Raw genomic sequence first — 23,256 nt, forward strand, 5'->3', positions numbered from 1 at the left:
GGCCTTATATGCGTGGCCATGTTGGCGGCCGCGCCGGTAGCACGCGCGCATGACGCGATACGTGTGGCATATGCCGGCTCGATGGGCGTGGTGATGGACGAAGCGCTCGGGCCGGCCTTCGCAAAAAAGAACGGCGTCGATTACGAGGGCCAAGGTGAAGGCGCTTACGGTATGGCTCGCTTGCTGGCGTCGAGAAAGCTGGTTGCCGACGTGTTTGTCTCGATCACGCCAGGTCCGATCGAGATCCTCGAGGCAGCGAACCTGGTCGATCGCGCGCTTCCCGTCGCGAGCACGGGCATGGTGATCGCTTTCAATCCGAAAAGCCCGTTTGCGAAGCAGATGGAAGCGGCGACGGCGGGGCATGGCTCGCCGTGGTGGGATGTGCTCCAGGCACCGGGTTTGCGTTTTGGTCGAACGGATCCGCAGTTCGATCCCCAAGGGCAGAACATCATCTTCACTGTGGAACTGGCGGAAAGGTACTACGGACAGCCTGGTCTTGCCCGGAGAATTCTAGGCGCCACGGAGAATCCGCAGCAAGTCTTTGCGGAAGGCGGGTTGCTCTCGAGGCTGGAGGCGGGGCAAGTCGATGCCTCTTCCGGCTATCGGAGCGCGGTGATTTCCGCGAAGCTCCCCTACATTGCACTTCCGGACGAGATCAACCTCAGCAATCCGGCTGACGCCCGCCGGTGGTACGACACGGTTTCGTTCAAGCTCGCCGGCACGGCCGGTGCTCCGCGCATACTCTCCCCGCAACCGCTGGTCTTTTACGCTGCCGTGCTCAACAACGCGCCGCATCCCCAACTCGCGCGAGCATTCATCGACTTCATGCTGAGTCCTGCGGGGCAAGCAATCTTCAATCAGAAAGGGTACGACGCACCAAAGGGCAGCGCCCTGAACAAGTAAGGCCCAATCGCGGAATGAAACCTGTTCGATCGAAGATGGCTCGCGCGGGATGGTTGAGCCTGACGCCCGCATTGGCGCTGCTGGCTCTCCCGCTGGTCTGCCTCTTCGGCGAGACGCAGTTCAGCGATCTTCACGCGGCTTACGGCGACTGGCGGGCGGTTGGCGTGTCGCTCCGGTTGAGCGTCTGGGCGATCATCATGATCGTGATCGTCGGTACGCCACTGTCGATCTGGCTGGCACGCAGCCAATCGCGGCTCACGCGATACGTCGACATTCTGGTTTTCTACTCGATGCTCGTCCCATCGCTCGCGATGGGCATCCTGCTCGTCTCAGCATATGGTCCCTATGGACCGCTCGGACGGCTTTTCGCAGAGATTGGTGTCTCACTGAACAATAATGCCAGTTCATTTGTGCTTGCACAGGTCTATGGCGGCCTTGCCTGGTACGTGACTTCGGCACGGACGGCTTTCGACAATGTGGCGCCCGAATTCGAAGAAGCGGCGTACGATCTGGGCGCACCGCCTTTGACGACGTTCTTCAGCGTGACGTTGCCACTTTCCTCGCGGGCCATCGTGACCGCTGTGTTGTTGGCATGGGTTCGTATCGTCGGCGAATTTGGAATCGTTGCGGTTTTCTCATACTTTCCGCAGGGTATCCCAGTCAAGCTGTTCGTTGACCTGCAAGATAGTGGAATCCAGGCCGTATACGTCCTCACGTGGATATTGCTGTTGCTGATGCTGCCGTTTCCCTTTGTCGTGACGTGTGTTCTTCAGCGCGTGAGGACGACGCAGCAGCGGTGAATCGAGCGCTGCTTTACCCGCCGGTCACCGGTGGAAAAAATGCGATCTCGCTGTCCTCGCGCACGACAAATGAGCCGGCGACCATTTCGTGGTTGACGGCTGTACGTACCCGGCGGCCTTCGGGTAAGGCTGCGGCCATCTGGGCGTTGCGCGAGGCCAGCCGCGCCCGCAGGGCGTCGATCGTGAGCTGCGGCGCGTCGACATCGACGACTTCCTGCTGCATGCCGAGCTGTTCCCGGATGCTCGCAAAATACTTGATGGTGAGTCTCATGATTGGGTTCCGGTTGTCGCCGGCGGCGCGGGAGCCTCAGCCCCAGCGCAGCATGGCTTGTTCGTCATGTGTTCTGGCTTCTACCCATTCGCATGTCCCGTCACGGCTGACTTCTTTTTTCCACAGCGGTGCGTGCGTTTTCAGAAAATCCATCACGAACTCGCACGCTCCGAATGCGCAAGCGCGATGCGGCGCGGCGACAACCACGCATACGACGGCATTGCCGAGGGCGACGCGGCCGACCCGGTGGACGACCTTGATGGCATCGACCTTCCATCGTGCATTGGCTTCTTCGACTATGCCCCATAGCGAGTGCTCGGTCATGCCGGGATACTGCTCGAGTTCGAGCGCGACGACGTCGTCGGAATCACCGCTATTGCGGACGACCCCGACGAAATTGACCACGGCCCCCACGTTCGGGTTGCGCATGATCGGTGCAATCTCCGCCTGAATATCGATCGGCTGATGCTGGATACGTACTTCGAAGCCGGCTACTATGCCGATGCGGGGCTGCGTGTCCTCGGAGTGAGACGGGATGTCGGGCAGGGCGCCCTGCGAGGGTCTGACAGGCGTCATGATCCTTCCTCATGTAGCGGGTCGTGAAGCGCGCGGCAACGTTCAGCCGCCTATGAGCGACATGCGCACTGTCGGCCACACCTTGCCGGTGGCTGGTTTGCGCGGCATCCAGCGCAGCTCCGAGTACCGGTCATCACGGGCGTTCCAGCTTGCACGAATCGATTCGGCCAACTGCTCGACGGGCACGGCGTCGCCGAGCCAGGGATTGAGGTCCGTTCCCTGCGTGGCGAAGAGGCAGGTGTAGAGTTGACCGTCGGCGGATACGCGCGCACGGGAGCACGCGCCGCAAAAAGGCGCCGAGATGCTCGAGATGAATCCGACTTCGCCGCTGCCGCTCGCATGCCGATACTTGACGGCGGTCGCCCCTTCCCGTTCGGCCGGGAGCGGCACGAGAGGAAATTCGGACTCCACGATGGCTTGTATCTCCCGCGCCGTGAGCACTGTCGCGTTAGACCAGTCGAACGCACCGCCTACGTCCATGTACTCGATGAAGCGTACAGCGACACCCGTGTTCCTGAACAGACGCACGAGCGGAAGGATCTGGCTGTCATTGACGTCCCGCTGGATCACCGCGTTCACCTTGACTGGAGCGAGGCCCACGGCTTGCGCCTGCTCTATGCCGTCGAGGATGCGCGTCACGGGCAGATCGACGTCGCTCATGCGCCGGAATACCCCTTGATCGACAGCATCGAGGCTGACCGTGACGCGGCCGAGGCCCGCATCGCGCAGAGCGCGTGCCCTGCTGGCGAGCAGCGAGCCGTTTGTCGTCATTGCGATGTCCATGGGCTTGCCGCTCGCTGCCGTGAGGCGCGCGAGGCGCTCGATGAGCGCTTCGAGTCCGCGCCGCAGCAACGGTTCGCCGCCGGTGATGCGGATTTTCTCGACGCCAAGAGACGCGAATGCCCGTGCGAGCTTGACCATTTGATCGAAGGAAAGGCGCTCTGATGCCCGCAGAAAGGGGTAGTCCGCGCCGAACACGTGACGAGGCATGCAGTAGGTGCAACGGAAATTGCATTGATCGATGACGGACAGGCGCAGATCTCGCAGGGGACGTCCGAGCCTGTCGAAGGCCGGCGCAGCGATGCGGGGCAGTCCGTCCGACGACGGTCCGGCGGCGATGAGTGGCTCGGCGATGGCGTTCATGATCTCTTCACAGTAGCGGGCAGATGACTAGTGCTTGACCGGCACGACCTTCCCGCGGAACAGATGGTATTGGTACAGGTTATAGCCGACCATGATCGGGAACACGATGCCAATCCCACATAGCATGAAGGTGAGCGTCGTGCTGTCCGATGCCGCAGCGGCGACGGTGAGCTGACCGGGCACGATGTAGGGGAACAGGCTGATCGCGAGGCCCGCGAAAGAGACCACGAACAGGATCGTGGCGCCAACGAATGGGCCATGCTCTCCGCGCATGTGAATCGAGTAGAGCACGTAGAGAAACGCGAGTGCGGCCAGCACGCCCAGCGCGATCAGCAGGTGGAATACGCCGGTTTCCTGCCAGCGCGTCACGCCCACCGGGCTTAGCTTCAACGTAGCGAACGACACCACCAGCGCGGCCGCCACGGTCGTGAACACAGAGACAACGGCATAGCGGCGCGCCGACATTTCGATTGCACCCGTCGTCTTCTTTACGAGCCAGGTCGCGCCGAGCAGGCAATAGCCGGACACGACGCCGATCGCCGTGACGGCCACGAAGCCGAGGTTCGTGGCGCCGGGCACGAAGCCGGTCAGTATCTTGCCGAGCACGATGCCTTGCGATATCGCCGCGAGCAGGCTGCCGATGCCGAACACGCGGTCCCACACGGTCTTGCTGGAGTGTGCGGCATGACGAAACTCGATCGCCGCGCCGCGCATGATGAAGCTCGCGATCAGCAGCATCACCGGAACGTAGAGGTCCGAAAGAATCATCGCGTAGGCATCGGGGAACGCCCCGAAGAGCGCGCCGCCGAGCGCGACAAGCCAGGTCTCGTTGGCGTCCCACACATGGCCAATGGACTGGATCATCAGGTCGCGGTCGCTTTCGCGGCGGCGCAGTAGGGTGAGCACGCCCACGCCGAGGTCGAAGCCGTCCGTGACGACGTAGAGCACGAGCATCAGGCCGATGAGCCCGAACCACGCATGGCTTAGCAGGTCTTGAGTTGTTGAGGGAGGCATGATGACTTCCTGTGATGAATGCGAAACGGCGGATGCGTCGTCGCTCAGTAGTCGACGGCGTGCGCGGCGCTCTGGCGGGCAGGCTCGGCCGGCGGCATCAGGCCGAGGTCGGGGCCGCGGCGCAGCCAGCGGCGAGCGAAGACGAAGAACGACGTGATGAGGATGACGTAGAAAGCAGCGAACATGATCATGCTGCCCGAGATGGCGCCGGCCGGAATCGCGGAGGCGGACTGGCTCGTGCGCAACAGGCCATAGACGAGCCACGGCTGGCGGCCCACTTCGCGCACGATCCAGCCGCACTCGACCGCAATGTACGGCAGCGGGATCGCCAATACCCACGCGAGCAGCAGCTTGCGTTGCGCCAGCAGCGCCTCAAGGCGGCCACGTGACTTGCGCAGCGCGTAAAGCGTCCAGAAGGCGAGCACCATGAACAGGAAACCCACACCGGCCATGACCCGGAACCCGTAGTAGAGCAGAGGAATCATCGGCGGCTGCTCGGCCACGGGAATGTCCCTCAGGCCCTTGATCTGGCCGTGCAGGCTGTGCGTGCCGAGGAGGCTTAGCAGGCCTGGCACTTCGAGCGACCAGTCGTTGCGTTGCTGGGCGGCGTCGGGCCACGCGAGGAGCGACCAGCTCGCACCGGTGCCCGGTGCGTTGGTTTCCCAGTGGCCTTCGATCGCTGCACCCTTGGCCGGTTGCGTGGCAAAGACATCCACGCCGCTGGAGTCGCCCAGCCAGATCTGCACGGGAGCCACGAACGCGAGAAGCAGCAGCGCGAGCTTGAAGGAGCGCACGAAGAAGGCCGGATCGCGGCGCTTGAGCAGGTAGTACGCCGAGATGCCCGCCACCACCACAAGGCCGGTTTCGAGCGCGGCAAACCACATGTGCGAGGTGCCCCACGGCATGTCCGGGCTGAAGATCGCTTTCACGTAGTCGGTAACGACAAGCTTGCCGTTGACTTCGGCGACGCCGCTCGGCGTTTGCAGCCAGGAGTTCGCGACCATGATCCAGAACGCGGACAGCGAAGAGCCGAGTGCGACCATCGCCGTGGCGAACAGGTGAACGCCCTTGGGAACACGCTCCCATCCCAGCATCATGATGCCGACGAATCCGGCTTCGAGCATGAAGGCCATCGCGCCTTCAAAGCCGAGAATGTTCCCGAAGAACTGACCGGTGTATTCCGAAAACGGCCCCCAGTTGGTGCCGAACTGGAACTCCATGGGGATCCCGCTCACGACGCCGACGGCGAAATTGAGCAACAAAAGCTTGCTCCAGAACCGCGCGTGGCGGTACCAGACGACATCGCTGGTCTTGACCCAGAGTATCTCGACAACGAGCAGAAAAGCGGACAGGCTGATCGTGAGAATCGGCCAGAGTATGTGGAAGATCGCGGTCATCGCAAACTGGCCGCGCGCCAGATCAAGGGCTTCGACAGACATGGTCATCACTTGGGAAGTTGAGAGCCGCTGTGCGGCCCGAATGGGAGCGGCACTGCCCGGCAAGAGGAATCAAAAGCTGGCAGGACCGGCGGTTCGGCCGAACGGTGCAGCAACACCGGAATCGACTTCGAGGTCGGCGTGTTGCAGATGTCGCCCACGCTCGCGAGCGGTACGAGCGGGTTCGTCTCGGGGTAGTAGGCGCCGATGCAGCCGCGCGGGATGTCGTACTCGACGAGCCGGAAGCAATTCGCGCGGCGTTCGATGCCGTCGTCCCAGACCGTGGTCATGTCGACCCAGTCGCCGTTGCGCATGCCGAGCATGGCGATGTCGGCCGGGTTGATGAAGACGACGCGGCGCTGGCCGAACACGCCTCGATAGCGGTCGTCGAGCGCATAGATGGTGGTGTTGTACTGGTCATGCGAGCGCGTCGTCATGAGCGTCATCAGGCGTTCGCCGTGCAGCCCTTTTGCGCGGGCGATCGGCGTGTCCTGCTGCACGGCGTGTACGATGAAGTTCGCCTTGCCGCTCGCGGTCTTCCAGTCGCGCTCGCGCGAGGCGACGCGCAGATGGAAGCCGCCTGGTTTCTGGATGCGCTCGTTGTACTGGTGGAACCCGTCGATAACCTGCTCGATGGCGTCACGAATCTTCGCGTAGTCGCCGGCATAGGCGAGCCAGTCAACCTTGCGGTCGCCGAGCGTCGCGTGCGCGATGTTCGCGACGATGGCCGTCTCCGACATCAGATTCGGCGAAGCCGGCTTGTTCATGCCGTACGAAATATGCACCATGCTCATCGAGTCCTCGACGGTGACGCCCTGGGCGATACCGTTTTGCACGTCGATTTCAGTGCGGCCCAGCGTCGGAAGGATCAGTGCGTCCGTGCCGTGGACAAGATGGCTGCGGTTGAGCTTCGTCGTGACGTGCACGGTGAGCTTGCACGAGCGCAGCGCGTCGAAAGTGCGCGCGGTGTCCGGCGTCGCCATGGCGAAGTTGCCGCCGAGACCTATGAACACTTTCACTTTGCCTTCCAGCATGTGCTCGACCGTCTCGACGACATCGAGGCCATGCTCGCGCGGCGGTTCGAAGTCGAAGACCTCGCCGAGCCGGTCGATGAATGCCTGCGCAGGCTTCTCCTCGATACCGACGGTACGGTTGCCCTGCACATTCGAATGGCCGCGCACGGGACACAGACCGGCCCCCTCGCGGCCGATGTTTCCGCGCATCATGAGGAGGTTGGAGAGCATATGCACGGTCTGCACCGAATGCTTGTGCTGCGTGATGCCCATGCCCCAGGTGGCAATCACCCGCTCGCCGTTCGCATAGGTGCGCGTTAGGCCCTCAATATCTTCGCGCGCGACGCCGGACTCCGCTTCGAGCAGCGGCCAGCTTTCGTTGCGCAGGTCGTCGGCGAAGGCGTCGAAGCCGAGGGTGTGCTGGTTGATGAAGTCGAGGTCGAGCAACCGTTGCACGCTGTTCTCGATCGCTTTGTCGTCGAGTTCGATGAGATGCTTGGCGACGCCCTTGATCAAGGCGAAGTCGCCGCCGAGCTTCGGCTGGATGAACATCGAGGCAATCTTCGTGCTGCTGAACGTCAGCATTTCGACTGGATGCTGGGGGCTCGTGAAGCGCTCAAGGCCGCGCTCCCGCAGGGGATTGACCGACACGATGGTGGCGCCGCGGCGCGATGCTTCTCGCAGTTCGCCGAGCATGCGCGGGTGGTTCGTTGCGGGGTTCTGCCCGAAGATGATGATGGTGTCGGCCAGTTCGAAGTCGTCGAGCGTGACCGTGCCCTTGCCAATGCCAACCGTTGCAGGGAGACCGCGGCTCGTCGCCTCGTGGCACATGTTCGAGCAGTCGGGAAAGTTATTGGTGCCATACATGCGCACGAATAACTGATAGAGGAACGCGGCTTCGTTGCTCGCACGACCCGAAGTGTAGAACGCCGCTTCGTCGGGCGAGTCGAGCTGGTTCAAATGCTTCGCGACGAGTGCGAAGGCGTCGTTCCAGGCGATGGGCCGGTAGCGGTCCGTGACGGCGTCGTACACCATCGGGTCGGTCAGCCTGCCGTGCTGCTCGAGCTCGTAGTCGGTCTGCTTCATCAACGATTCGACCGTGTGCTCTTCGAAGAACGACGGCGTGACGCGTTTGGTCGTGGCTTCGGCGGCTACGGCCTTCACGCCGTTCTCGCAGAATTCGAAGGTCGAAGCGTGCTGGCGGTCGGGCCACGCACAGCCAGGGCAGTCGAAACCGTCCGGTTGGTTCTGCTTGAACAGGGTGCGGTAGTTGCCGCCCGCAACGCGCTCCTTGATCAGATTGACGGCAACGTACTTCAACGCACCCCACCCGGCGGCGGGGTGGTGATACGCCTCGATTTTGCCCTTTGGCTTTGTCTGGTCCATGACTTTCGTTCCGTAGACTTCGCGCAGGCCGCCCAGCGTTTTCTGGCCAATGCCGCGCACTGCGATTGGATGGCCCAAGCTTAAGAGCAGAAGCACCGCATCGAGGCGCACAGATTCCACCGGCTTGCTAGAGTACAGTTGCGCGCGCGCCGGAACATTTCAAGTGAAACACGCGCGCGGATCGAGGAGTAAAGAAGTGAATCTTTATGAGCAACTCGCCGACGACATCGAAAATCTGATACGCAAGGGTGTATATCGGCCGGGGGATCGTGTGCCATCGGTGCGGCAAGCGAGTCAGCAGCATCGCATCAGTATTACGACGGTGATTCGCGCGTACGTGCTGCTGGAAAGCCGGGGCTTGCTGGAGAGCCGCCCACAGTCGGGCTACTTCGTGAGCCTGCGCGTGGCCGAGGGCGATCGCCACGCCGATGAGTTGCGCCCGACACGGCCCATTGCCGTGTCGGCGTCCGTCGACGTGAGCCGGCTCGTGCTTTCGACGCTGCGCTCGATCGCCATCGACGACGCCATTCCGCTCGGCTCGCCTTATCCCGATCCCGAGCTCTTTCCTTTTGACAAGCTCAATCGCTATGCGGCAGCCGTAGGTCGCAACAAGGCGCTATGGGGCGTAACGAACGCTTTGCCGCCGGGCAGCCCGGAACTCTTGCGGCAGATCGCCCGGCGCTACCTCGAGAACGGCATGGCGGTCGATCCGCACGAAATCATCGTGACCGTGGGTGCAACGGAGGCGATCAATCTGTGCCTGCAGGCCGTCGCGAAGCCGGGCGATGTCGTTGCGGTCGAATCGCCGACGTTCTATGCCATGCTGCACGCCATCGAGCGAGCCGGCATGAAGGCGATCGAGGTCGCGACGAACCCGGAGTACGGCATCGACATCGACGAACTCGCGGCAATCATCCGGGAACAACCGATCGCGGCCTGCATGGCAATGCCGAATTTCCAGAATCCGCTCGGCTTCAAGATGCCCGACGAGCGCAAGCGCGCGCTAGTGGAATTGCTGTCGGGTGCGGATGTGCCGCTTATCGAAAACGGCGTCTATAACGAGCTCTATTACGGCGAATCGCATCCGCGCACGCTTAAATCGTACGACAAAAAGGGCATGGTGCTGCACTGCGCTTCGTTTTCGAAAAGCCTCACATCGGCGTACCGCATCGGCTGGGCGCTGCCTGGCCGCTACCGCGATCAGGTAGAAAAGCTGAAGTTCCTCAACACGTTGGCGACGCCGGTGATTCCGCAACTGGCGATCGCGGAGTTTCTCGAGCGTGACGGCTATGAGCATCATTTGCGGCGCGTGCGCAAGCAATATGCGCAGCAGGCCAACCTGATGAGAGCGATGGTTATGCGGTTTTTTCCGGCCGGCACGCGCATTTCGAGCCCGGCAGGCGGCTATGTGCTGTGGGTCGAGCTGCCTGCCAAAGTCGATTCGATGAGACTCTATCAGCTTGCGCTGGAAAAACGTATCACGATCGGTCCCGGCTATATGTTTTCAATTTCGGACAGCTATCGGAATTTCATCCGCCTGAACTACAGCAGTCCGTGGTCGAGCGAAATCGAGCAGGCGGTCATAACCGTTGGCAAGCTGGCGACGGCATGTGCGCGTTGAAGGCGGTTGCGGCGAGCGTAGAGCGAGAGGGAAACGGATTGCGCGATGGCCGCGCAACCCGTTCCTTGCAATGCCGCGACGCCTGGCATCGCAGCACCCGCAAGACCGCAACGATGCTGGAAGCGCATCTGAACATACGGCTGTTGAACCGCCCCACTCGCAGCCTGTCGCTGACGGAAATCGGCAAGGACTATCTGGAGGGCTGCCGCGAGATCATCGACAAGCTCGATGAATGGAATCGAACCTGATGCAGGCCACGCGCGACCCGAGCGGCACGCTGCGGATCGCGGCGCCAATGACGTTCGCCGTGTCGGGCCTCGGGGAGCCGCTCGCCGCCTATCGCACGTTGCACCCACGCATCGACTTCGACGTCATGACGTTCGACACGCACATCGACATGGTCGAAGGGGGCTATGACGTCTGCTTTTCCGACGGCCGGCGGTTTGCCAGCGCCACACTGGTGAGCCGGCGCCTGACGAACATTGAGGATGTGGTCGTCGCGTCGCCGGCGTATCTCGCGCGGCACGATGCGCCGCGCGATCCCTCGGCGCTTGGCGGGCATAGCCTGCTCGCCGTGTCCGACGGCTCGTCGCGCACGTGGGAGTTCTCCGACGCGAACGGCGTCTATCGCGTGTGCACTGGGCGAGGCGTTAGCGTGTCGAGCAGCTCGATGGTGCGCGTGGCCGCGCTGAATCACATTGGCATCGCACTGCTGCCCGCTCCGCTCGTCGCCAATGATCTCGCGCACGGCACGCTTGTACGCGTGCTCGAGCAGTTCGATGTAAATGGGGGCCCGCGCGAGATTTCGATGCTCGACTCGGGGCGCACCAACCTGTCGAGAAAGGTCCGCAGCTTCTTCGATTTCACGGTGAGCCAATATCGGACGCCCGACAAGACCGTTGCGTTGCGTGCGGTTGCCTGACCACGTGGATTCGCACATCGCATCAGGTTGCCGGTGACCTGACTGCGACATAACCCGACTTCTTTTCCCCTGATATACAGCCTGACCCGAAAGGAACTTATTCGGAACGTGGGGTTATTGCCGTTTTTTTGGCTGCTTAGCCTCACCGCTTTTATCTGGATTCTCCTGTTGGGAATCTGTAAACTTGGGAAAAGAAGTGAAAAGTTCTATTCGACGGAACATCGGGCCAGTTGCGCTGATGTTCACTGGTTTGGGCTCGATCATCGGGTCGGGCTGGCTGTTCGGTGCATGGAAGGCAGCCAAAATCGCGGGGCCAGCGGCCATTTGTGCGTGGATCATCGGTGCGGTCGTGATTCTCGCCATCGCGTTGACGTACGCCGAGCTTGGCGCAATGTTTCCCGAGTCAGGCGGCACGGTGCGGTACGCACGCTATTCGCACGGCGCGCTCGTCGGTTTCGTTAGTGCGTGGGCCAACTGGATTGCGATGGTGTCCGTAATTCCGGTCGAGGCCGAAGCGTCGATCCAGTACATGAGCACGTGGCCCTATGACTGGGCGCACCGGTTATTGGTCGATGGATCGTTGACACCGACCGGTGTCTTTCTCTCGGCGTTGCTCGTCGTCATCTACTTCATGCTGAACTATTGGGGTGTGAAGGTGTTCGCGCGCGCCAATTCAGCGATCACGGTCTTCAAGTTCCTCGTGCCGGGCGCCACGATCCTCGGCTTGATGCTGACGGGCTTCCACAAGCAGAATTTCGGCGCCGCCGGCAGCTTCGCGCCATTTGGCTGGCCGGCGGTGTTCACGGCGGTCGCGACGAGCGGCATCGTATTCAGCTTCAACGGTTTCCAGAGCCCGATCAACCTGGCGGGTGAGGCGCGCAATCCGGCCAAAAGCGTGCCTTTCGCCGTGGTCGGCTCGATCCTGCTTGCGCTGGTCATTTATGTGTTGCTGCAAGTCGCTTATATCGGTGCCGTCAATCCCGCCGACGTCGCGAAGGGCTGGAGTCACTTCAACTTCGCGTCCCCCTTCGCGGAACTGGCGATCGCGCTGAACCTGAACTGGTTGGCAGTCCTGCTGTACGTCGATGCGTTCGTCAGCCCGAGCGGTACTGGCACGACCTACATGGCGACGACGGCACGCATGATTTACGCAATGGAGCGCAACAACACCATGCCGAAGATGTTCGGCAATGTGCACCCGTTCTACGGCGTGCCGCGTCAGGCCATGTGGTTCAACCTGTTGGTGTCGTTTATTTTCCTGTTCTTCTTCCGCGGCTGGGGAACGCTGTCCGCGGTGATTTCGGTCGCGACTGTCGTCTCCTTTCTGACCGGACCGATCAGCCTGATGGCGCTGCGGCGTGCAGCCCACGATCTCGCTCGTCCGTTGCGCTTGCCGTTCATGAACGTGATCGCGCCGTTCGCGTTCGTCTGCGCATCGCTCGTTCTCTATTGGGCGAAGTGGCCGCTGACCGGGGAGATCATTCTCCTGATGATCGTGGCGCTACCCGTGTACTTCTATTTTCAGGCCAAGTCGGGCTTTAACGGCTGGGGCCGCGACCTCAAGGCGGCGTGGTGGCTCATAGCCTACCTGCCGGTCATGGCGATTCTGTCCGAGATCGGCAGCAAGGATTTCGGCGGCCTCGGCATACTGCCCTACGGTTGGGACATGCTCGCTGTGATCGTTTGCTCGCTGGTCTTTTACTACTGGGGCGTACGCGCAGGCTACCGTACCGAGTACCTCGACGAGCGTGAACACGAAAGCAGCCTCGGTGCGCGCGCAAAGGTTGCGGATCGCGTGTCTGGTTAAGTGCGGCGAGGGGGCGTTTGAAAGCGCCTCCCCGATCGCCGGGACTGGTCGCAAATTCGGAAAAGAGCTTTTCCCAGAATGTAGCAATCAAAAAACAGCTCTATCAATCAGGGACTTGCATGCCGTATCGCGTATGCATCGCGCCTGGCAAACACACAACAATGCCTCTCGAACGCTATGCGTCAAAATTGCGGCGACCTAGTATCGCGCCAACGGTTTTATTGCGTTGGCTCGAACAGAATTGATCGAGTGGTAAAGAATTAATCACGCTTGGGGTAGAAATGAAGAAGGTCGCAATTTCCAGTTCTGTGGGTGCACTGTTCGCTGTTGCAGCAACATCGGCGTTCGCACAGAGTTCGGTTACGTTGTACGGGCTGGTCGACAACGCCATTCGGTATCAGACGAATGCCGGTGTTGGCGGCAAGGATCAGGTCTCGATGACCTCCGGCCCGGAAACCCACAGCCGCTGGGGTTTGAAGGGCTCCGAAGACCTGGGGGACGGCCTTTCCGCTGTCTTCCGGCTTGAAAACGGGTTCGAAGCATTCAATGGACAGCTCCACGAGAACAACACGCTGTTCAGCCGGCAGGCCTACGTGGGGCTGTCAAGCAACAAGTGGGGCGCGCTGACCTTCGGCAGGCAATATGCGCCCGCCTACGATACGTTGGGTGACGTCTTCGATCCGCTGACCGTGGGTGACTACTGGCAAAACAGCTGGATGTACAACGGCATCGGGAATTACCTGACCGTCAACAACTCGGTCAAGTACAAGGGCACCTTCGATAATCTGTCGATCGACGCGCTGTACGGCTTCGGCAACCAGGCGGGTTCGGTCGGTCTCGGCGCGACCTACGCCGTGGAATTGACCTACGCGTACGGTCCCGCCCAACTCAACGTTGGCTTCCACCAGGTTTCCGTCCCGACGTCCGCGACAGGCTCGTCGGTCGGCAACAATATCGGTAGCGCAATCAATGGCGGCAAGACCACGTTCTATCACGTCAGCGGCGCGTATCAGCTCAACCAGGATATCCGCCTGCTGGCTGGCTGGTTGCACGGGCAGGATCAGACTGGCTTGACCGACTACAACATGCAACAAGCGGGCGCGCCGACACTGCACGGCTTCAGCCGTAACCGTATAGACGATACGTACTATGTGGGTGCGAACTGGCAAGCTACCGCCCCGCTGCTGTTTACCTTTGCGTACTACTACGGTCAGACGCGCAACGCGCTTCTGCTCGATGGCAGCCTCGGGCGAGGCATCAACCAGTCGGCGACCGTGCTTGGCGAGTACTCGTTCTCGAAGCACACGGAAGTTTACGGGATTGCCGACTGGGCACGCGGCACGGGTGCCTTCTCTGCCGACTATCCGGGCGGTGTAGACGCCAACAACAATGCGACCAACAATATTGGCCGCACGAACCAGCTGGGCCTTGCAATCGGTCTGCGCAAGATGTTCTAACGCGTCTTATGCCCTCTGACGCGCTGCGTGTCTGAGGGCTCGGGCCGGCGCAATCGCGTCGGCCCATGTCTATCGGGCTCCTGGTGCAAACAGGGGCTCGGCTGCGAAAGCGCTTGGCTGTCGTTGTCTCCAAAGTAGGGGAGGCCGCGACGCGTTTGCTCGTCCGAACGCCTCGCGCGTAGAGCGTCGATGCGACGACTGGTGCACGATCTTGTCGATCGCGACATTGGCGTAATTTTGATCGGCTATCATCCGGGAAAACCCGGAACGCCCGCCTTGCATCGTACCTCGACGCAGACTGGGTGTGCCCGGGAGTACGCCTCACCGGGCGCGCGCCAGACCGGAGATCCTGGGCGGCGTGCGCATCAGGTGTCCACACCAACGCCGGGCTGTTAGGCCCGGACATCGGCCACGGCCACAAGCCCGGAGCCGACACGCACGGATATCGTCGACCATGATCGCCGCCGCTTGCTCACGCGCGTTCCAACGCGCACTTGTCGAGGATCCCGAATTCGCCCGCCTGCGCGGGGCCGCACGGTCGACGCTCGCTTCTCTGCTGACGGCGGCCTTGGGCGTGTCCTGGGCGCTACAGCATCACGAAAGGCCGACGCTTGCCGTACCTGGCGCGTTGTTCGCGATGATTGCGCCTTTATTTCTGCGCGAAGCGCGCTGGTCGAGCTGGCTCACCTCGATACTTGTTCTCTATTTGTGCACCTGCGCCTCGTTTGCCGGTGCCGCCGCGCTCGCCTCGCAGCCCGCGCTGCGTGACGCCGGGGCGCTGCTCGTCGTGTTTCTGGGCATATTGTGCCAATCGCTCGGCGCTCGCGCGGTGGGCGCAGCGATGCTCACGCTCGTGTCGTTCTACCTCGGCCTGTATCTGCATCCTTCACACACGCGGCTGATGACAATGCTGACTGCCATGGCGATGGCTCCTTTCATCGTCGCGTTCGTCGGGCGCGTCGTCATTCCGGTGGCGCGGGGCGGTGCGCCGGCGCCGTCGTTCATGTGCGCGTTGCCCCACACCCTCGTGGCTGCGAAGGCATGGGGCCGCGAAACCATCCATTATGTCGCCGACCTCCTCGTGATCGGGCGCCCGACCGGGCGGCCCTTTTCCACCGTGCTCGCGCACCGGCTCCACCGGCTCGCGTGGCGGCCGGCCCTCGTCGCCAGCGTCGCGGCCCTGCTCGCGATATTGGCGGGCGGCGAATTGTCCGAAGACCGTTCGATGTGGGCGGTCATCAGCACGTTCGTCGTTTTTCTTGGGACGACTTCGTATCAGGGCACGCGCGCACGGGTCATGAAGCGCATTGCCGGCACGCTGAGCGGCGCGGCGGTCAGCGTGCTGCTCATTACCCTATGCGGACACCAAACCTGGATGCTCGTGGCCGCCATGGCCTTATCGGTTTTCGGCTGGGCCTATTACATTTTTCACGCATACGCTCGCGGCGTGTTCTTCATCACGATGCTCGTCGGGCTCGTTTACGGCCAGCTTGGCTTCGCCATCGTGCCGCTTGCCGAATTGCGTATCGAGGAAGTCTTTGCCGGATGCCTCGTGTCGCTCGCCGCTGCGTTGCTGCTCATGCCGTCCACGACCGCACGCGTGGGCGTCGTGCTGGTTCGTGAGTAACAGCGGACGCTCGGCTTGAAGTTCGCGCCGCTGCTGCGCTCAAGCCTCGTCGAGGTGAGCGAATGCACGGTCCGCCCCGTCGCGCACGGCGGGTTCGCCTTGGCCCGCGACGCGGCAAAGCAGGCTGCGCAGCAACTCGCGTTCGTGCTCGTCGAACGTGCTCAGGATGGCTTGCTCACTGGCGTGAAGGACGGCGGGCACGCGCTCCGCGATCGCCGCGCCCGCGGCGGTGAGCGAAAGCCACACCGTCCGGCGGTCGATCGTGCAACGCCGGCTCGTAATCAGATTCTGCTTTTGCAGCACCGGAACGAGGCGAGAGATATGGCTGCTATCCCAGCCAAGGCGTCGGGCCAGGCCCGTACAGGTGATAGAGGCCGAGCCGGCCAGACAGAACAGGACACGCGCCTGCGTGGCCGAAACGCCAAGCGCGTCCTGGATCTCATCAGTGAGCGCGCGGCTGAAAGTCCTGTGAACCCGAAACAGGAGCATCAGGACATCGTTAGCATCTGAATGGGCTTCCATGAGGGCCACGGCTTCCGGCATGCCCACGCTCGGGTGCGTACTCACGATCGTCTGCTTGCTCGCACTCATGGGCGGGCGGAGAGAGTGCTGGCCGAACCAGAGCGGTAGCCGCCGCCAAGGGACTTCGTGAGCGCGATGTCCTGACTCAGGCTCCGTGCGTTGATATCGAGCAGCGCGATGCGTTCGAGCAGCACTGCCTGGCGCGCGTCCGTTACGGCAAGGCGGCTTGCGACGCCGCGTTGATACTGTGCCTGCGCGCTCGCTTCGGCGAACGATACCGCCTCGATCTTCTGCGTCTGCAAGTTCGTCTCCTCGCCGAGATCCTGCAGCCTGCTTGCCGTCACAGCCACGTCGCGCACCGCATCGAGCACCGTCTCGTTGTACTGCTCGATCAGCGCGTTGCTCGCGTTGCGAGCGCCGCTGAGGTTCGCATTGAGGCGTCCGCCCTCGAAGATCGGCAAATACAGGCCCGGAATCAGGTTGATCTGCTGGCTCGCATGTGTGAACAGGTCGGAAAGATGCAGCGCATTGACGCCAAAGAACGCCTTGATGTCGAAGCTCGGGTAGAACGCGGCCTTGGCCGCGTCAATGCGGCTGAACGACGACTGCACGTACCAGCGCATGGCCTGGAGATCCGGCCGGCGGGCCAGCAGCTCATACGAGAGTGTGGGGGGCAAGGTCGCCTGCGGCAGGGGCAAAGGCACGGGCCGGATCTCCGGCAGATCGTCGGGCCCTGCGCCGAGCAGCGCGCGCAGCGATTCGCGAAGTTGCTTCACGCGGGCCTGGGCCGCCACGATCTGACGCTGCGTCGCCAGCAGTTGCGCTCGTGCGAGTTCCGTCTGCGTTTTTGGCTCGAGACCGCGCCCTGCGCGGGCGGCGTGAGCCTCAACGGAGAACGCCGCTTCGCCTTCGAGCCGTTGGAACAGATCTATCAGCTCGTAGGTAGTCTGGATTCCGTAATAAATCTGGGCGACATCGGTGGACAATTCTAGCTGCACGGCCGAAAGCTCGGCGAGCCGCGCATTGCGTACGCCCATAGCGGCTTGCACCTGTGCGCGTTGCTTGCCCCAGATGTCGACGTTCAGACTGGCGCCAAGACCGACGATGCCTTCCGTGTACCACGGCCCCGTCGCGCCGATCAGCGGCTGCTCGCCCGAGTAAGGACCGAGAAACCCGTTGGATGACACGCGCTGGCGATCGATCGCGCCCAGCGCCGCGACCTGGAGGTTGGTGCCCGCGCGCACCAGATCGATATCCGACTTTGCCTGGGAGACGCGCGTGCGTGCAATCAGGATGGATGGCGACGAGGCCAGCGCCCGTTCGACGAGCGTGTCCAGCTGCGGGTCCGCATACGCTTTCCACCAGGTGTCCGCGGGCCAGTCGCCTTGCGCGAACTGGATGTCGCTGGCGAGACGGATTTGATCCGCCGCGACCGGCGCCGGGGCTTTGCTGTCGTCGTGGACCAGTGCGCAAGCGGACAGGGCACAGGCGAGCGCGGCGCGCGCGCCCCAGCGCAGACAGCGAGACGCAACGTGAACGGAGGATACAGTCATGCTTGCGATGCTTCGGTAGGGAAGGCGGGGGCAGTCGAGGCGACGCCCCAGTGGGGTAGCGTGGAAACCTGCTCGGCCAGTTTTGCGGCGCGCGCGACGACTCGCGCTTGCGCGTCCGAGGTTGCTGGCAATGTCGCCTCTGTAGCGGTCGGTTCTTTGGCGGCCGACGGCAGGGCGAGCGTGGGCGTGCGTACCGACTCGGGCCGCGCGGTCAGGTCGTCCGCGTAGGCTTCCAGCGAGGCGGCAGTCGTTTCGGCGAACCGTGTCGCGTTGCGCGGGCCCTCGGGTGGCAGCGCGGGCAGCGCACGCCGCTCGGCTTCGAATGCGACGCTCGCGAGCAGGATCTCGCGGGTTTGCGCGAGCACCGCCTGCATGTGTACCTGGAACGCCTCGTGTTGCGCTTCGCCAAACTGCCAGCCGGGCTCGAGTGCGACGCGCGCGGCCATCGCCTCGCAATCGGCGAGTTCGGCCCAGAGCGGGGTGGGAGGGCCTTCCTGCGGTTGCCGCACGCGTGCTGCCAGGCGGCGCAGCAGGCGCGCCAGACGCTGGCGAAGCGCCTCGCCTTCGGCCTCCGGCCACAGTGACGCATGAATGACCGCGGAGATGGCCACGCCGAGCAGAATGCCAAGCATGCGGTCGCGGATTTCCGTGAGATCGGTGGTCGGCCCGAACTGTTCGAGCAGGGCGAGCGCGAACGTGAACATGAGCTGGGTTCCCGCATAGCTGATGCGCTCCGAACCGGCGGCCAGCCACGCGCTGAGCGCGATGACGGGCATCGACATCAGCAGCAGGCCGGTCAGGCCGTCGACGTTCGGCACCACCCATATCACCATTGCGAGCGCGATGAGGCTGCCCGCGGCTGCCCCGGCGATACGCAGCATCGAGCGCCGGCCGGTCGCGCCGAGGCTCGGCTGCGCCACGATCAGCGCCGTCAGCATGACGGTGTGAATTCCCTGCCAGTCGGTCGCGCGGTAAAAGAGGTAGCCGAGCAACGCCGCCAGCGACGTTTTCAGCGCGAACTGTGCATAGACCGGATTGGAGAAAGCGTCCGGCACGAGCATCCGCTCCTTTTCGGCGGGCGACTCAGCGGGCTCCGGCGCGGCGCAGCGGTCGGCGAAGGCGCGCAGGGCGTTGCCGATTTCGAAGAGCGAGCCAGGCAGCGCAGCGGCCGGGGAAACGGGCACAGCCGCGCTGGCGATGACGAAGCGCTCTCCCGTGCGGACGGATTTGGCGAGACGCGCACAAGCGTCGCGCAGATCGGGCACGACGCTGCCCGTGAGGCCCGCGGTGCTTTCAGGCAGATTCGCTGCCGCCGTGAACAGCCGGGAGACAGTCGCCACTCGCGCCAGATGAAAGGTCTGTCGCTGCCTGAACGCGGGGTCGCGCATAGTCGAAAAGCGCAGCAGCTTCTGCAGGGTCAGTGCGGCGTTCTCGACCCGGCTCGCGTCGGGAGTGACGGCTGACGTGTCGCCGCGTTCGAGCGCCGCGAGCCGGGCATCGACCGCCGCCAGTTGGCCGAGCAGCGCGTCCTCGAGCTGGCGCACGGGTTCCGCGGGCAGGAACAGCGTGTTGATCACGAGCGTGACGGCGATGGCGTAGACGGTGGCGACCCACACCCACAGCGAGATGCGAACCAGCGCCTCGGCCTGGTCGGTCAAATCGACGAACGACTGCACGTAGATGACGACGATGCCGACGAGCAGGAACGCGGCGCCGATCTTCGCGACGCGCATCAGGTACGCGCTTGCGAAGAAGAGGGCCGTAGAAATCAGGATGCGCAGCAGCGGGAAATCGTACGTCAGCTTGAGCACGAGAATGATGCTGCCGACGGCGAGCGTCGTCCCGAGCATGAACACGATGCCGATGAGCCGCGTCATCACGACGTTCGACTGTGTCACGAAAAACACGGCGACGAGCGAGAGCGCGAGAAACGGCACCTGCAACGCCATCGAGACGGTGATCACGATCGCGCTGGCCAGCATGCAACGCAGCATCAGGTTGGCGCGTCCCGGGTAGGCGCGAACCTCGTCCGCGAGACCGCGGGCGAGGCGCGCGAAACCCGTCCCGGACTGGCCGGCGGTGTCCATGGCGGTGTTCATTGCGCCGCGCCGGCGAGTGTGCCAGTGCGATCGAGCGTAGCGACGGCCGACGTGCCGAGGCGGAACAGCGCGGGGTCGGGATTGCGCACGGCGATCTTCACCGGGAAGCGCTGGGAAATGTGGACCCAGTTGATGCTGCGCTGGACGCGCGGCAGCCCTTCGAGCACCAGGCCGCCGTCGTCGGGCAGTACGCCGTAGCTGACCGAGTCCACGACGCCGGAAAAGCGCTTGCTCGTGTCGCTCATCAGGTAGACGTTGGCGGGCGTGCCCGCGCGCACGTTTTTCAGGTCCGTTTCTCGGAAGTTGGCGACCACGTACCAGTGATCGGTGTCGATCAGCGTGAAGATGGGCTTGAGCGGCGACGCATACTGGCCCACCGTCGTGTGCAGCGACACGACGCGCCCGTCGAACGGCGCGCGAACTTCGGTGAATTCGACGTTCAACTCGGCAATCGCGATCTGCGCCTCGACCTCGGCTCGCTGCGCGACGAGCGCGTCCACGCCGCTCACCGCGGCGCTGGCCTGCTGGGCCTGCAGCGTCGCGGCGTCGAGTTCGGCCTGCGCCGAGCGTTGTGCCGTGCGCGCGCGATCGACCTCCTCCGCGGAAACATAGCCGTGATCGAGCAGAGGCTCGGTCCGGTGCAGCGTATCGGCGGCCTGCGCAGCCACGGCGCGCGCCCGTTCGACTGCGGCTTTCACCGATTCGGCGTTGTACTGCTGCGCGTTGACGGAGCGCTCCGTCAACCCGATCTGCTTGTCGAGTGCCACGAGGCGCGCGCGCGCCTGATCGAGCGCGGCCTGGTAGGGGCGCGGGTCGATCCGAAACAGCAGATCGCCTTTCCTGACCGCCTGATTGTCGCGCACCGGAAGGTCCACGATCCGTCCGCTGACTTCGGGAACTACGTTGATGGTGTCGGCATAGACGTACGCGTCGTCCGTGTTGGGCGCGTGATCCTTGCGCCAGGCGACGATGCAAAGCAGGACGATGGCGATAAGTGCGATAGCCGCGGCGGGCAGTCGTTTCGTGCGCCGCGGTGCGCGAGCGTTGTCAGTCATATGCGGTACGCGCAGTCAAAGAAGAGAAAAAGCGGTCGATGCGAGCGATGAGAAAACGCTTCCCAGGATGCTGTCGAGCCGCCACAGCACGAACGCGGAAGCGGCGCCGCCGAGGACGATTGCCGCTGCGGCGCCCCTGGTGTTGCGAAAGGTCCGGGCGCGAGACGTCATAGGCGATTGCATCTTCAGTGGGCGAAGAAAATGAGCCAGGCCGCCGTCGCGAAGATGGCAGTCAGGGCCGGATAGGTGACGGCAAGTGGCGACAGCGCCCCGCGCAAGCCGCGGCGGCCAAGCGCGCGGTGAACGATGACCGTTGCCACGACGCCGCCCGCGATGCAGAAAAGCCAGTCGGGAAAGGCAGCGCCAAACAGCGGTAGAGAAGGCGAAATCGCGCAGCCGCCCAATGACAGCGAGGCGCAGGCCGGCCAGGCAAGCCGTGTTGCAGTGGAAAAGGTCATGAATCGATCACAGGCATCGCAGGCGATGCAAACGCGTTGAAGGGCGAGCCGCCGGGCAAGCTTTCCGGCGTTCCGCCGCGCTGCGGGCGTGCGCCCGCGCATTGATGCACAGCGAAAAAACGACCTCGGCGGGGGAGTCTCGTCCCGACCGCTTATCCTAGATGGGCAGGGGCGCGTGGTAAATTGTCAAACGGCACAGGCCCTATGTGTCATTTCACGAAATGGCGTACTGCCTCATCTCGGTGCCCGCGCGACGTGCGCACTGACGACTCATGGTACAACCCACCTTGTTCACTACGACCCCGCAGATCAGCCAGCGACTCCGCGAAGGAATGACAACCCTCGCGAACGATCCTTCTGTGCCCATCGAGCGCGTGTACGCTTCGCTCATGAAGGTGGACGGGTATCGGGCCCTTTCATCGGCGATCCGCGACGACATATTCCGGTCAATCGAGCAACTGGCGAATCTGTGGTTCCAGCTCCTCCTGAAGGGCACGCAGCCCGCGGAACCGGTGATGGCCGAAATCGAGGAGTCAGCCCGGCGACGCGTTCACCAAAGCGTGCCACTGGAGGCGCTACTACGCGCCACCCAGGTTGGCGCGCGTGAAATCTGGCAAGCCAGCGTCGAGGTTGCCGCGGAAGAAGCGGACCTTGCGCGCGAACTGGCGATGACGGTGGCGCCGTTCCTGTTCGAATTCTTCGAAGGCGTCGCGCAAACCCTCGCGCAGGCGTACGTTCAGGAGCAGCGTCACCGCGCGCATTGGCGCGATGCGATTCTTTACCAGCTGTATACGGTGATCTTTCATGCTCCCCACGACCACGCGAGCTTCACGACGGCAATGAGCGCGCTGGGGCTCGACGCTTCGCTGCCGCGAATGGCGATCGCGCTCGACGCCGGGTTCGAGACACTCACGTCCGAAATCCGTGAGCGGGAATCCGAGCGCTATGCGCTCGCTGTGTCGCGCCACTTCCGCGTCGAGCGCGAGGCGATCGTCCACGTGTGGCATCGCGGGCGGGCGATCTGCTGGCTTCCAGGCCAGCGCGCAGAGCTGGCTGCCCAGAGCGATCTCGCAGCAAGTCGATGCGCGCAAAGCCTTGCGAACGCGGAAGAACGCATTCGTGCGATCGGTATCGGTTTGTTAAACGAAGGAGCGGCAGGATGGGCGGCCTCCGCCAACGAAGCGAATCGCGCCGTCGAAGTCTCGCTGCGCGGCGCGACCGTAGCGCGGGTCGCGCGATACTCCGACATCGCGCTCGAAGAAACGGTGCGCGCGGCTGGCGATGTGATGCGCTATCTCGTCTCGCTCGTCGAGCAGATCGGAACCGATGCGGACCTGCTGGCGACACTGAACGCGTTCTATGCCAACGGCAGACGCCGCCGGCCCACGGCGGACGCGCTCGGCATTCATCTGAACACGCTCAATTACCGGCTCGAACGCATCGAAAAAGTGCTCGACGCGTCGCTCGACGACGCGCAGTGGGTCGCGCGGCTCGATATCGCGCTGAAGCTCACGCACGGCGCCGGGCGCGAGTAGCGGCGAGGGGGCATCGCGGGCGTTGCGCTCAAGAAGAGCACACCCGTCAGCCTGGTTT

General features: G+C 63.3%; 20 protein-coding genes. 9 read left to right on the forward strand and 11 right to left on the reverse strand.

Features of this window, described 5'->3' with window-relative positions:
* The first annotated feature begins 18 nt into the window (after positions 1-18).
* Positions 19-903, forward strand: coding sequence for an extracellular solute-binding protein (locus tag M3I54_RS09110; protein WP_302058899.1), 885 nt, complete (start codon positions 19-21; stop codon positions 901-903).
* A gap of 53 nt (positions 904-956) precedes the next feature.
* A complete protein-coding gene (locus M3I54_RS09115; RefSeq protein ID WP_254334935.1) occupies positions 957-1,703 on the forward strand; it encodes a molybdenum ABC transporter permease in 747 nt (248 codons plus the stop codon).
* A gap of 13 nt (positions 1,704-1,716) precedes the next feature.
* Here M3I54_RS09115 and moaD read toward each other — a convergent pair whose 3' ends face one another.
* Genes moaD through M3I54_RS09145 form a run of 6 tightly spaced genes read right to left on the reverse strand, consistent with a single transcriptional unit; the run spans position 1,717 to position 8,542 of the window.
* Positions 1,717-1,974: a molybdopterin converting factor subunit 1 gene (gene moaD / locus M3I54_RS09120; RefSeq protein ID WP_254334938.1), complete on the reverse strand. Its 258-nt coding sequence runs from the start codon at positions 1,972-1,974 to the stop codon at positions 1,717-1,719.
* A gap of 36 nt (positions 1,975-2,010) precedes the next feature.
* The gene (locus tag M3I54_RS09125) at positions 2,011-2,550 is read right to left on the reverse strand and encodes a molybdenum cofactor biosynthesis protein MoaE (RefSeq protein ID WP_254334940.1); all 540 of its coding nucleotides are present in this window, start codon (positions 2,548-2,550) and stop codon (positions 2,011-2,013) included.
* Between the two features lie 42 nt (positions 2,551-2,592).
* Positions 2,593-3,693 carry a GTP 3',8-cyclase MoaA gene (gene moaA / locus M3I54_RS09130; protein ID WP_254334942.1) on the reverse strand — a complete coding sequence of 367 codons (1,101 nt, stop codon included), beginning with the start codon at positions 3,691-3,693 and terminating at the stop codon, positions 2,593-2,595.
* A 27-nt stretch (positions 3,694-3,720) separates the two neighbouring features.
* Positions 3,721-4,707, reverse strand: coding sequence for a cytochrome d ubiquinol oxidase subunit II (gene cydB, locus M3I54_RS09135; RefSeq protein ID WP_254334944.1), 987 nt, complete (start codon positions 4,705-4,707; stop codon positions 3,721-3,723).
* Between the two features lie 44 nt (positions 4,708-4,751).
* Positions 4,752-6,146 carry a cytochrome ubiquinol oxidase subunit I gene (locus tag M3I54_RS09140; RefSeq protein WP_254334946.1) on the reverse strand — a complete coding sequence of 465 codons (1,395 nt, stop codon included), beginning with the start codon at positions 6,144-6,146 and terminating at the stop codon, positions 4,752-4,754.
* A gap of 5 nt (positions 6,147-6,151) precedes the next feature.
* Positions 6,152-8,542, reverse strand: coding sequence for an FdhF/YdeP family oxidoreductase (locus tag M3I54_RS09145; RefSeq protein WP_254334948.1), 2,391 nt, complete (start codon positions 8,540-8,542; stop codon positions 6,152-6,154).
* A 196-nt stretch (positions 8,543-8,738) separates the two neighbouring features.
* Between M3I54_RS09145 and M3I54_RS09150 the strand changes: the two genes are divergently transcribed.
* The 6 genes from M3I54_RS09150 (at position 8,739) to M3I54_RS09175 (ending at position 15,976) form a co-directional block, all read left to right on the forward strand.
* Complete coding sequence (locus M3I54_RS09150) at positions 8,739-10,163, forward strand: PLP-dependent aminotransferase family protein (protein ID WP_254334950.1); 1,425 nt, start codon at positions 8,739-8,741, stop codon at positions 10,161-10,163.
* Positions 10,151-10,411, forward strand: coding sequence for a hypothetical protein (locus M3I54_RS09155; RefSeq protein ID WP_254334952.1), 261 nt, complete (start codon positions 10,151-10,153; stop codon positions 10,409-10,411). Before M3I54_RS09150 ends, M3I54_RS09155 begins: the two co-directional genes overlap by 13 nt.
* Positions 10,396-11,085, forward strand: coding sequence for a substrate binding domain-containing protein (locus tag M3I54_RS09160; RefSeq protein ID WP_254334959.1), 690 nt, complete (start codon positions 10,396-10,398; stop codon positions 11,083-11,085). Before M3I54_RS09155 ends, M3I54_RS09160 begins: the two co-directional genes overlap by 16 nt.
* A gap of 196 nt (positions 11,086-11,281) precedes the next feature.
* Positions 11,282-12,892 carry an APC family permease gene (locus M3I54_RS09165; RefSeq protein ID WP_254334961.1) on the forward strand — a complete coding sequence of 537 codons (1,611 nt, stop codon included), beginning with the start codon at positions 11,282-11,284 and terminating at the stop codon, positions 12,890-12,892.
* A gap of 281 nt (positions 12,893-13,173) precedes the next feature.
* Entirely contained in the window at positions 13,174-14,349 is a 1,176-nt protein-coding gene (locus M3I54_RS09170) for a porin (protein WP_254334962.1), read from the forward strand.
* A gap of 454 nt (positions 14,350-14,803) precedes the next feature.
* Positions 14,804-15,976 carry an FUSC family protein gene (locus tag M3I54_RS09175; protein ID WP_254334963.1) on the forward strand — a complete coding sequence of 391 codons (1,173 nt, stop codon included), beginning with the start codon at positions 14,804-14,806 and terminating at the stop codon, positions 15,974-15,976.
* Positions 15,977-16,015: 39 nt separating this feature from the next.
* Here the strand turns inward: M3I54_RS09175 and M3I54_RS09180 are convergent, their stop codons facing one another.
* From M3I54_RS09180 to M3I54_RS09200, 5 genes are all read right to left on the reverse strand, one after another.
* Positions 16,016-16,543, reverse strand: a complete 528-nt coding sequence (locus tag M3I54_RS09180) for a MarR family transcriptional regulator (RefSeq protein WP_254334964.1) — start codon at positions 16,541-16,543, stop codon at positions 16,016-16,018.
* Between the two features lie 20 nt (positions 16,544-16,563).
* Positions 16,564-18,051, reverse strand: a complete 1,488-nt coding sequence (locus tag M3I54_RS09185) for an MdtP family multidrug efflux transporter outer membrane subunit (RefSeq protein WP_254334965.1) — start codon at positions 18,049-18,051, stop codon at positions 16,564-16,566.
* Positions 18,048-20,150 carry an FUSC family protein gene (locus tag M3I54_RS09190; RefSeq protein WP_254334967.1) on the reverse strand — a complete coding sequence of 701 codons (2,103 nt, stop codon included), beginning with the start codon at positions 20,148-20,150 and terminating at the stop codon, positions 18,048-18,050. The genes M3I54_RS09185 and M3I54_RS09190 overlap by 4 nt, the downstream gene beginning before the upstream one ends.
* Positions 20,147-21,205 carry a multidrug transporter subunit MdtN gene (gene mdtN, locus M3I54_RS09195; RefSeq protein WP_254334969.1) on the reverse strand — a complete coding sequence of 353 codons (1,059 nt, stop codon included), beginning with the start codon at positions 21,203-21,205 and terminating at the stop codon, positions 20,147-20,149. The genes M3I54_RS09190 and mdtN overlap by 4 nt, the downstream gene beginning before the upstream one ends.
* A gap of 185 nt (positions 21,206-21,390) precedes the next feature.
* Positions 21,391-21,765, reverse strand: a complete 375-nt coding sequence (locus tag M3I54_RS09200; RefSeq protein WP_254334971.1) for a YtcA family lipoprotein — start codon at positions 21,763-21,765, stop codon at positions 21,391-21,393.
* Between the two features lie 230 nt (positions 21,766-21,995).
* Here M3I54_RS09200 and M3I54_RS09205 point away from each other — a divergent pair, with 230 nt between their 5' ends.
* Entirely contained in the window at positions 21,996-23,198 is a 1,203-nt protein-coding gene (locus M3I54_RS09205; RefSeq protein ID WP_254334972.1) for a CdaR family transcriptional regulator, read from the forward strand.
* Positions 23,199-23,256 lie beyond the last annotated feature (58 nt).

The organism is Paraburkholderia sp. CNPSo 3274, from assembly GCF_024206475.1.
Classification (GTDB): Bacteria; Pseudomonadota; Gammaproteobacteria; order Burkholderiales; family Burkholderiaceae; genus Paraburkholderia.

Excerpts from the sequence above, each read along its gene's own strand:
- M3I54_RS09200 (WP_254334971.1), bottom strand. The coding sequence starts at position 21,765 with ATGCGCGGGCGCACGCCCGCAGCGCGGCGGAACGCCGGAAAGCTTGCC.
- M3I54_RS09125 (WP_254334940.1), bottom strand. The coding sequence starts at position 2,550 with ATGACGCCTGTCAGACCCTCGCAGGGCGCCCTGCCCGACATCCCGTCT.
- M3I54_RS09110 (WP_302058899.1), top strand. The coding sequence starts at position 19 with ATGTTGGCGGCCGCGCCGGTAGCACGCGCGCATGACGCGATACGTGTG.
- moaA (WP_254334942.1), bottom strand. The coding sequence starts at position 3,693 with ATGAACGCCATCGCCGAGCCACTCATCGCCGCCGGACCGTCGTCGGAC.
- M3I54_RS09145 (WP_254334948.1), bottom strand. The coding sequence starts at position 8,542 with ATGGACCAGACAAAGCCAAAGGGCAAAATCGAGGCGTATCACCACCCC.
- cydB (WP_254334944.1), bottom strand. The coding sequence starts at position 4,707 with ATGCCTCCCTCAACAACTCAAGACCTGCTAAGCCATGCGTGGTTCGGG.
- M3I54_RS09185 (WP_254334965.1), bottom strand. The coding sequence starts at position 18,051 with ATGACTGTATCCTCCGTTCACGTTGCGTCTCGCTGTCTGCGCTGGGGC.
- M3I54_RS09170 (WP_254334962.1), top strand. The coding sequence starts at position 13,174 with ATGAAGAAGGTCGCAATTTCCAGTTCTGTGGGTGCACTGTTCGCTGTT.
- mdtN (WP_254334969.1), bottom strand. The coding sequence starts at position 21,205 with ATGACTGACAACGCTCGCGCACCGCGGCGCACGAAACGACTGCCCGCC.
- M3I54_RS09190 (WP_254334967.1), bottom strand. The coding sequence starts at position 20,150 with ATGAACACCGCCATGGACACCGCCGGCCAGTCCGGGACGGGTTTCGCG.
- M3I54_RS09155 (WP_254334952.1), top strand. The coding sequence starts at position 10,151 with ATGTGCGCGTTGAAGGCGGTTGCGGCGAGCGTAGAGCGAGAGGGAAAC.
- M3I54_RS09160 (WP_254334959.1), top strand. The coding sequence starts at position 10,396 with ATGGAATCGAACCTGATGCAGGCCACGCGCGACCCGAGCGGCACGCTG.
- moaD (WP_254334938.1), bottom strand. The coding sequence starts at position 1,974 with ATGAGACTCACCATCAAGTATTTTGCGAGCATCCGGGAACAGCTCGGC.
- M3I54_RS09175 (WP_254334963.1), top strand. The coding sequence starts at position 14,804 with ATGATCGCCGCCGCTTGCTCACGCGCGTTCCAACGCGCACTTGTCGAG.
- M3I54_RS09140 (WP_254334946.1), bottom strand. The coding sequence starts at position 6,146 with ATGTCTGTCGAAGCCCTTGATCTGGCGCGCGGCCAGTTTGCGATGACC.
- M3I54_RS09205 (WP_254334972.1), top strand. The coding sequence starts at position 21,996 with ATGACAACCCTCGCGAACGATCCTTCTGTGCCCATCGAGCGCGTGTAC.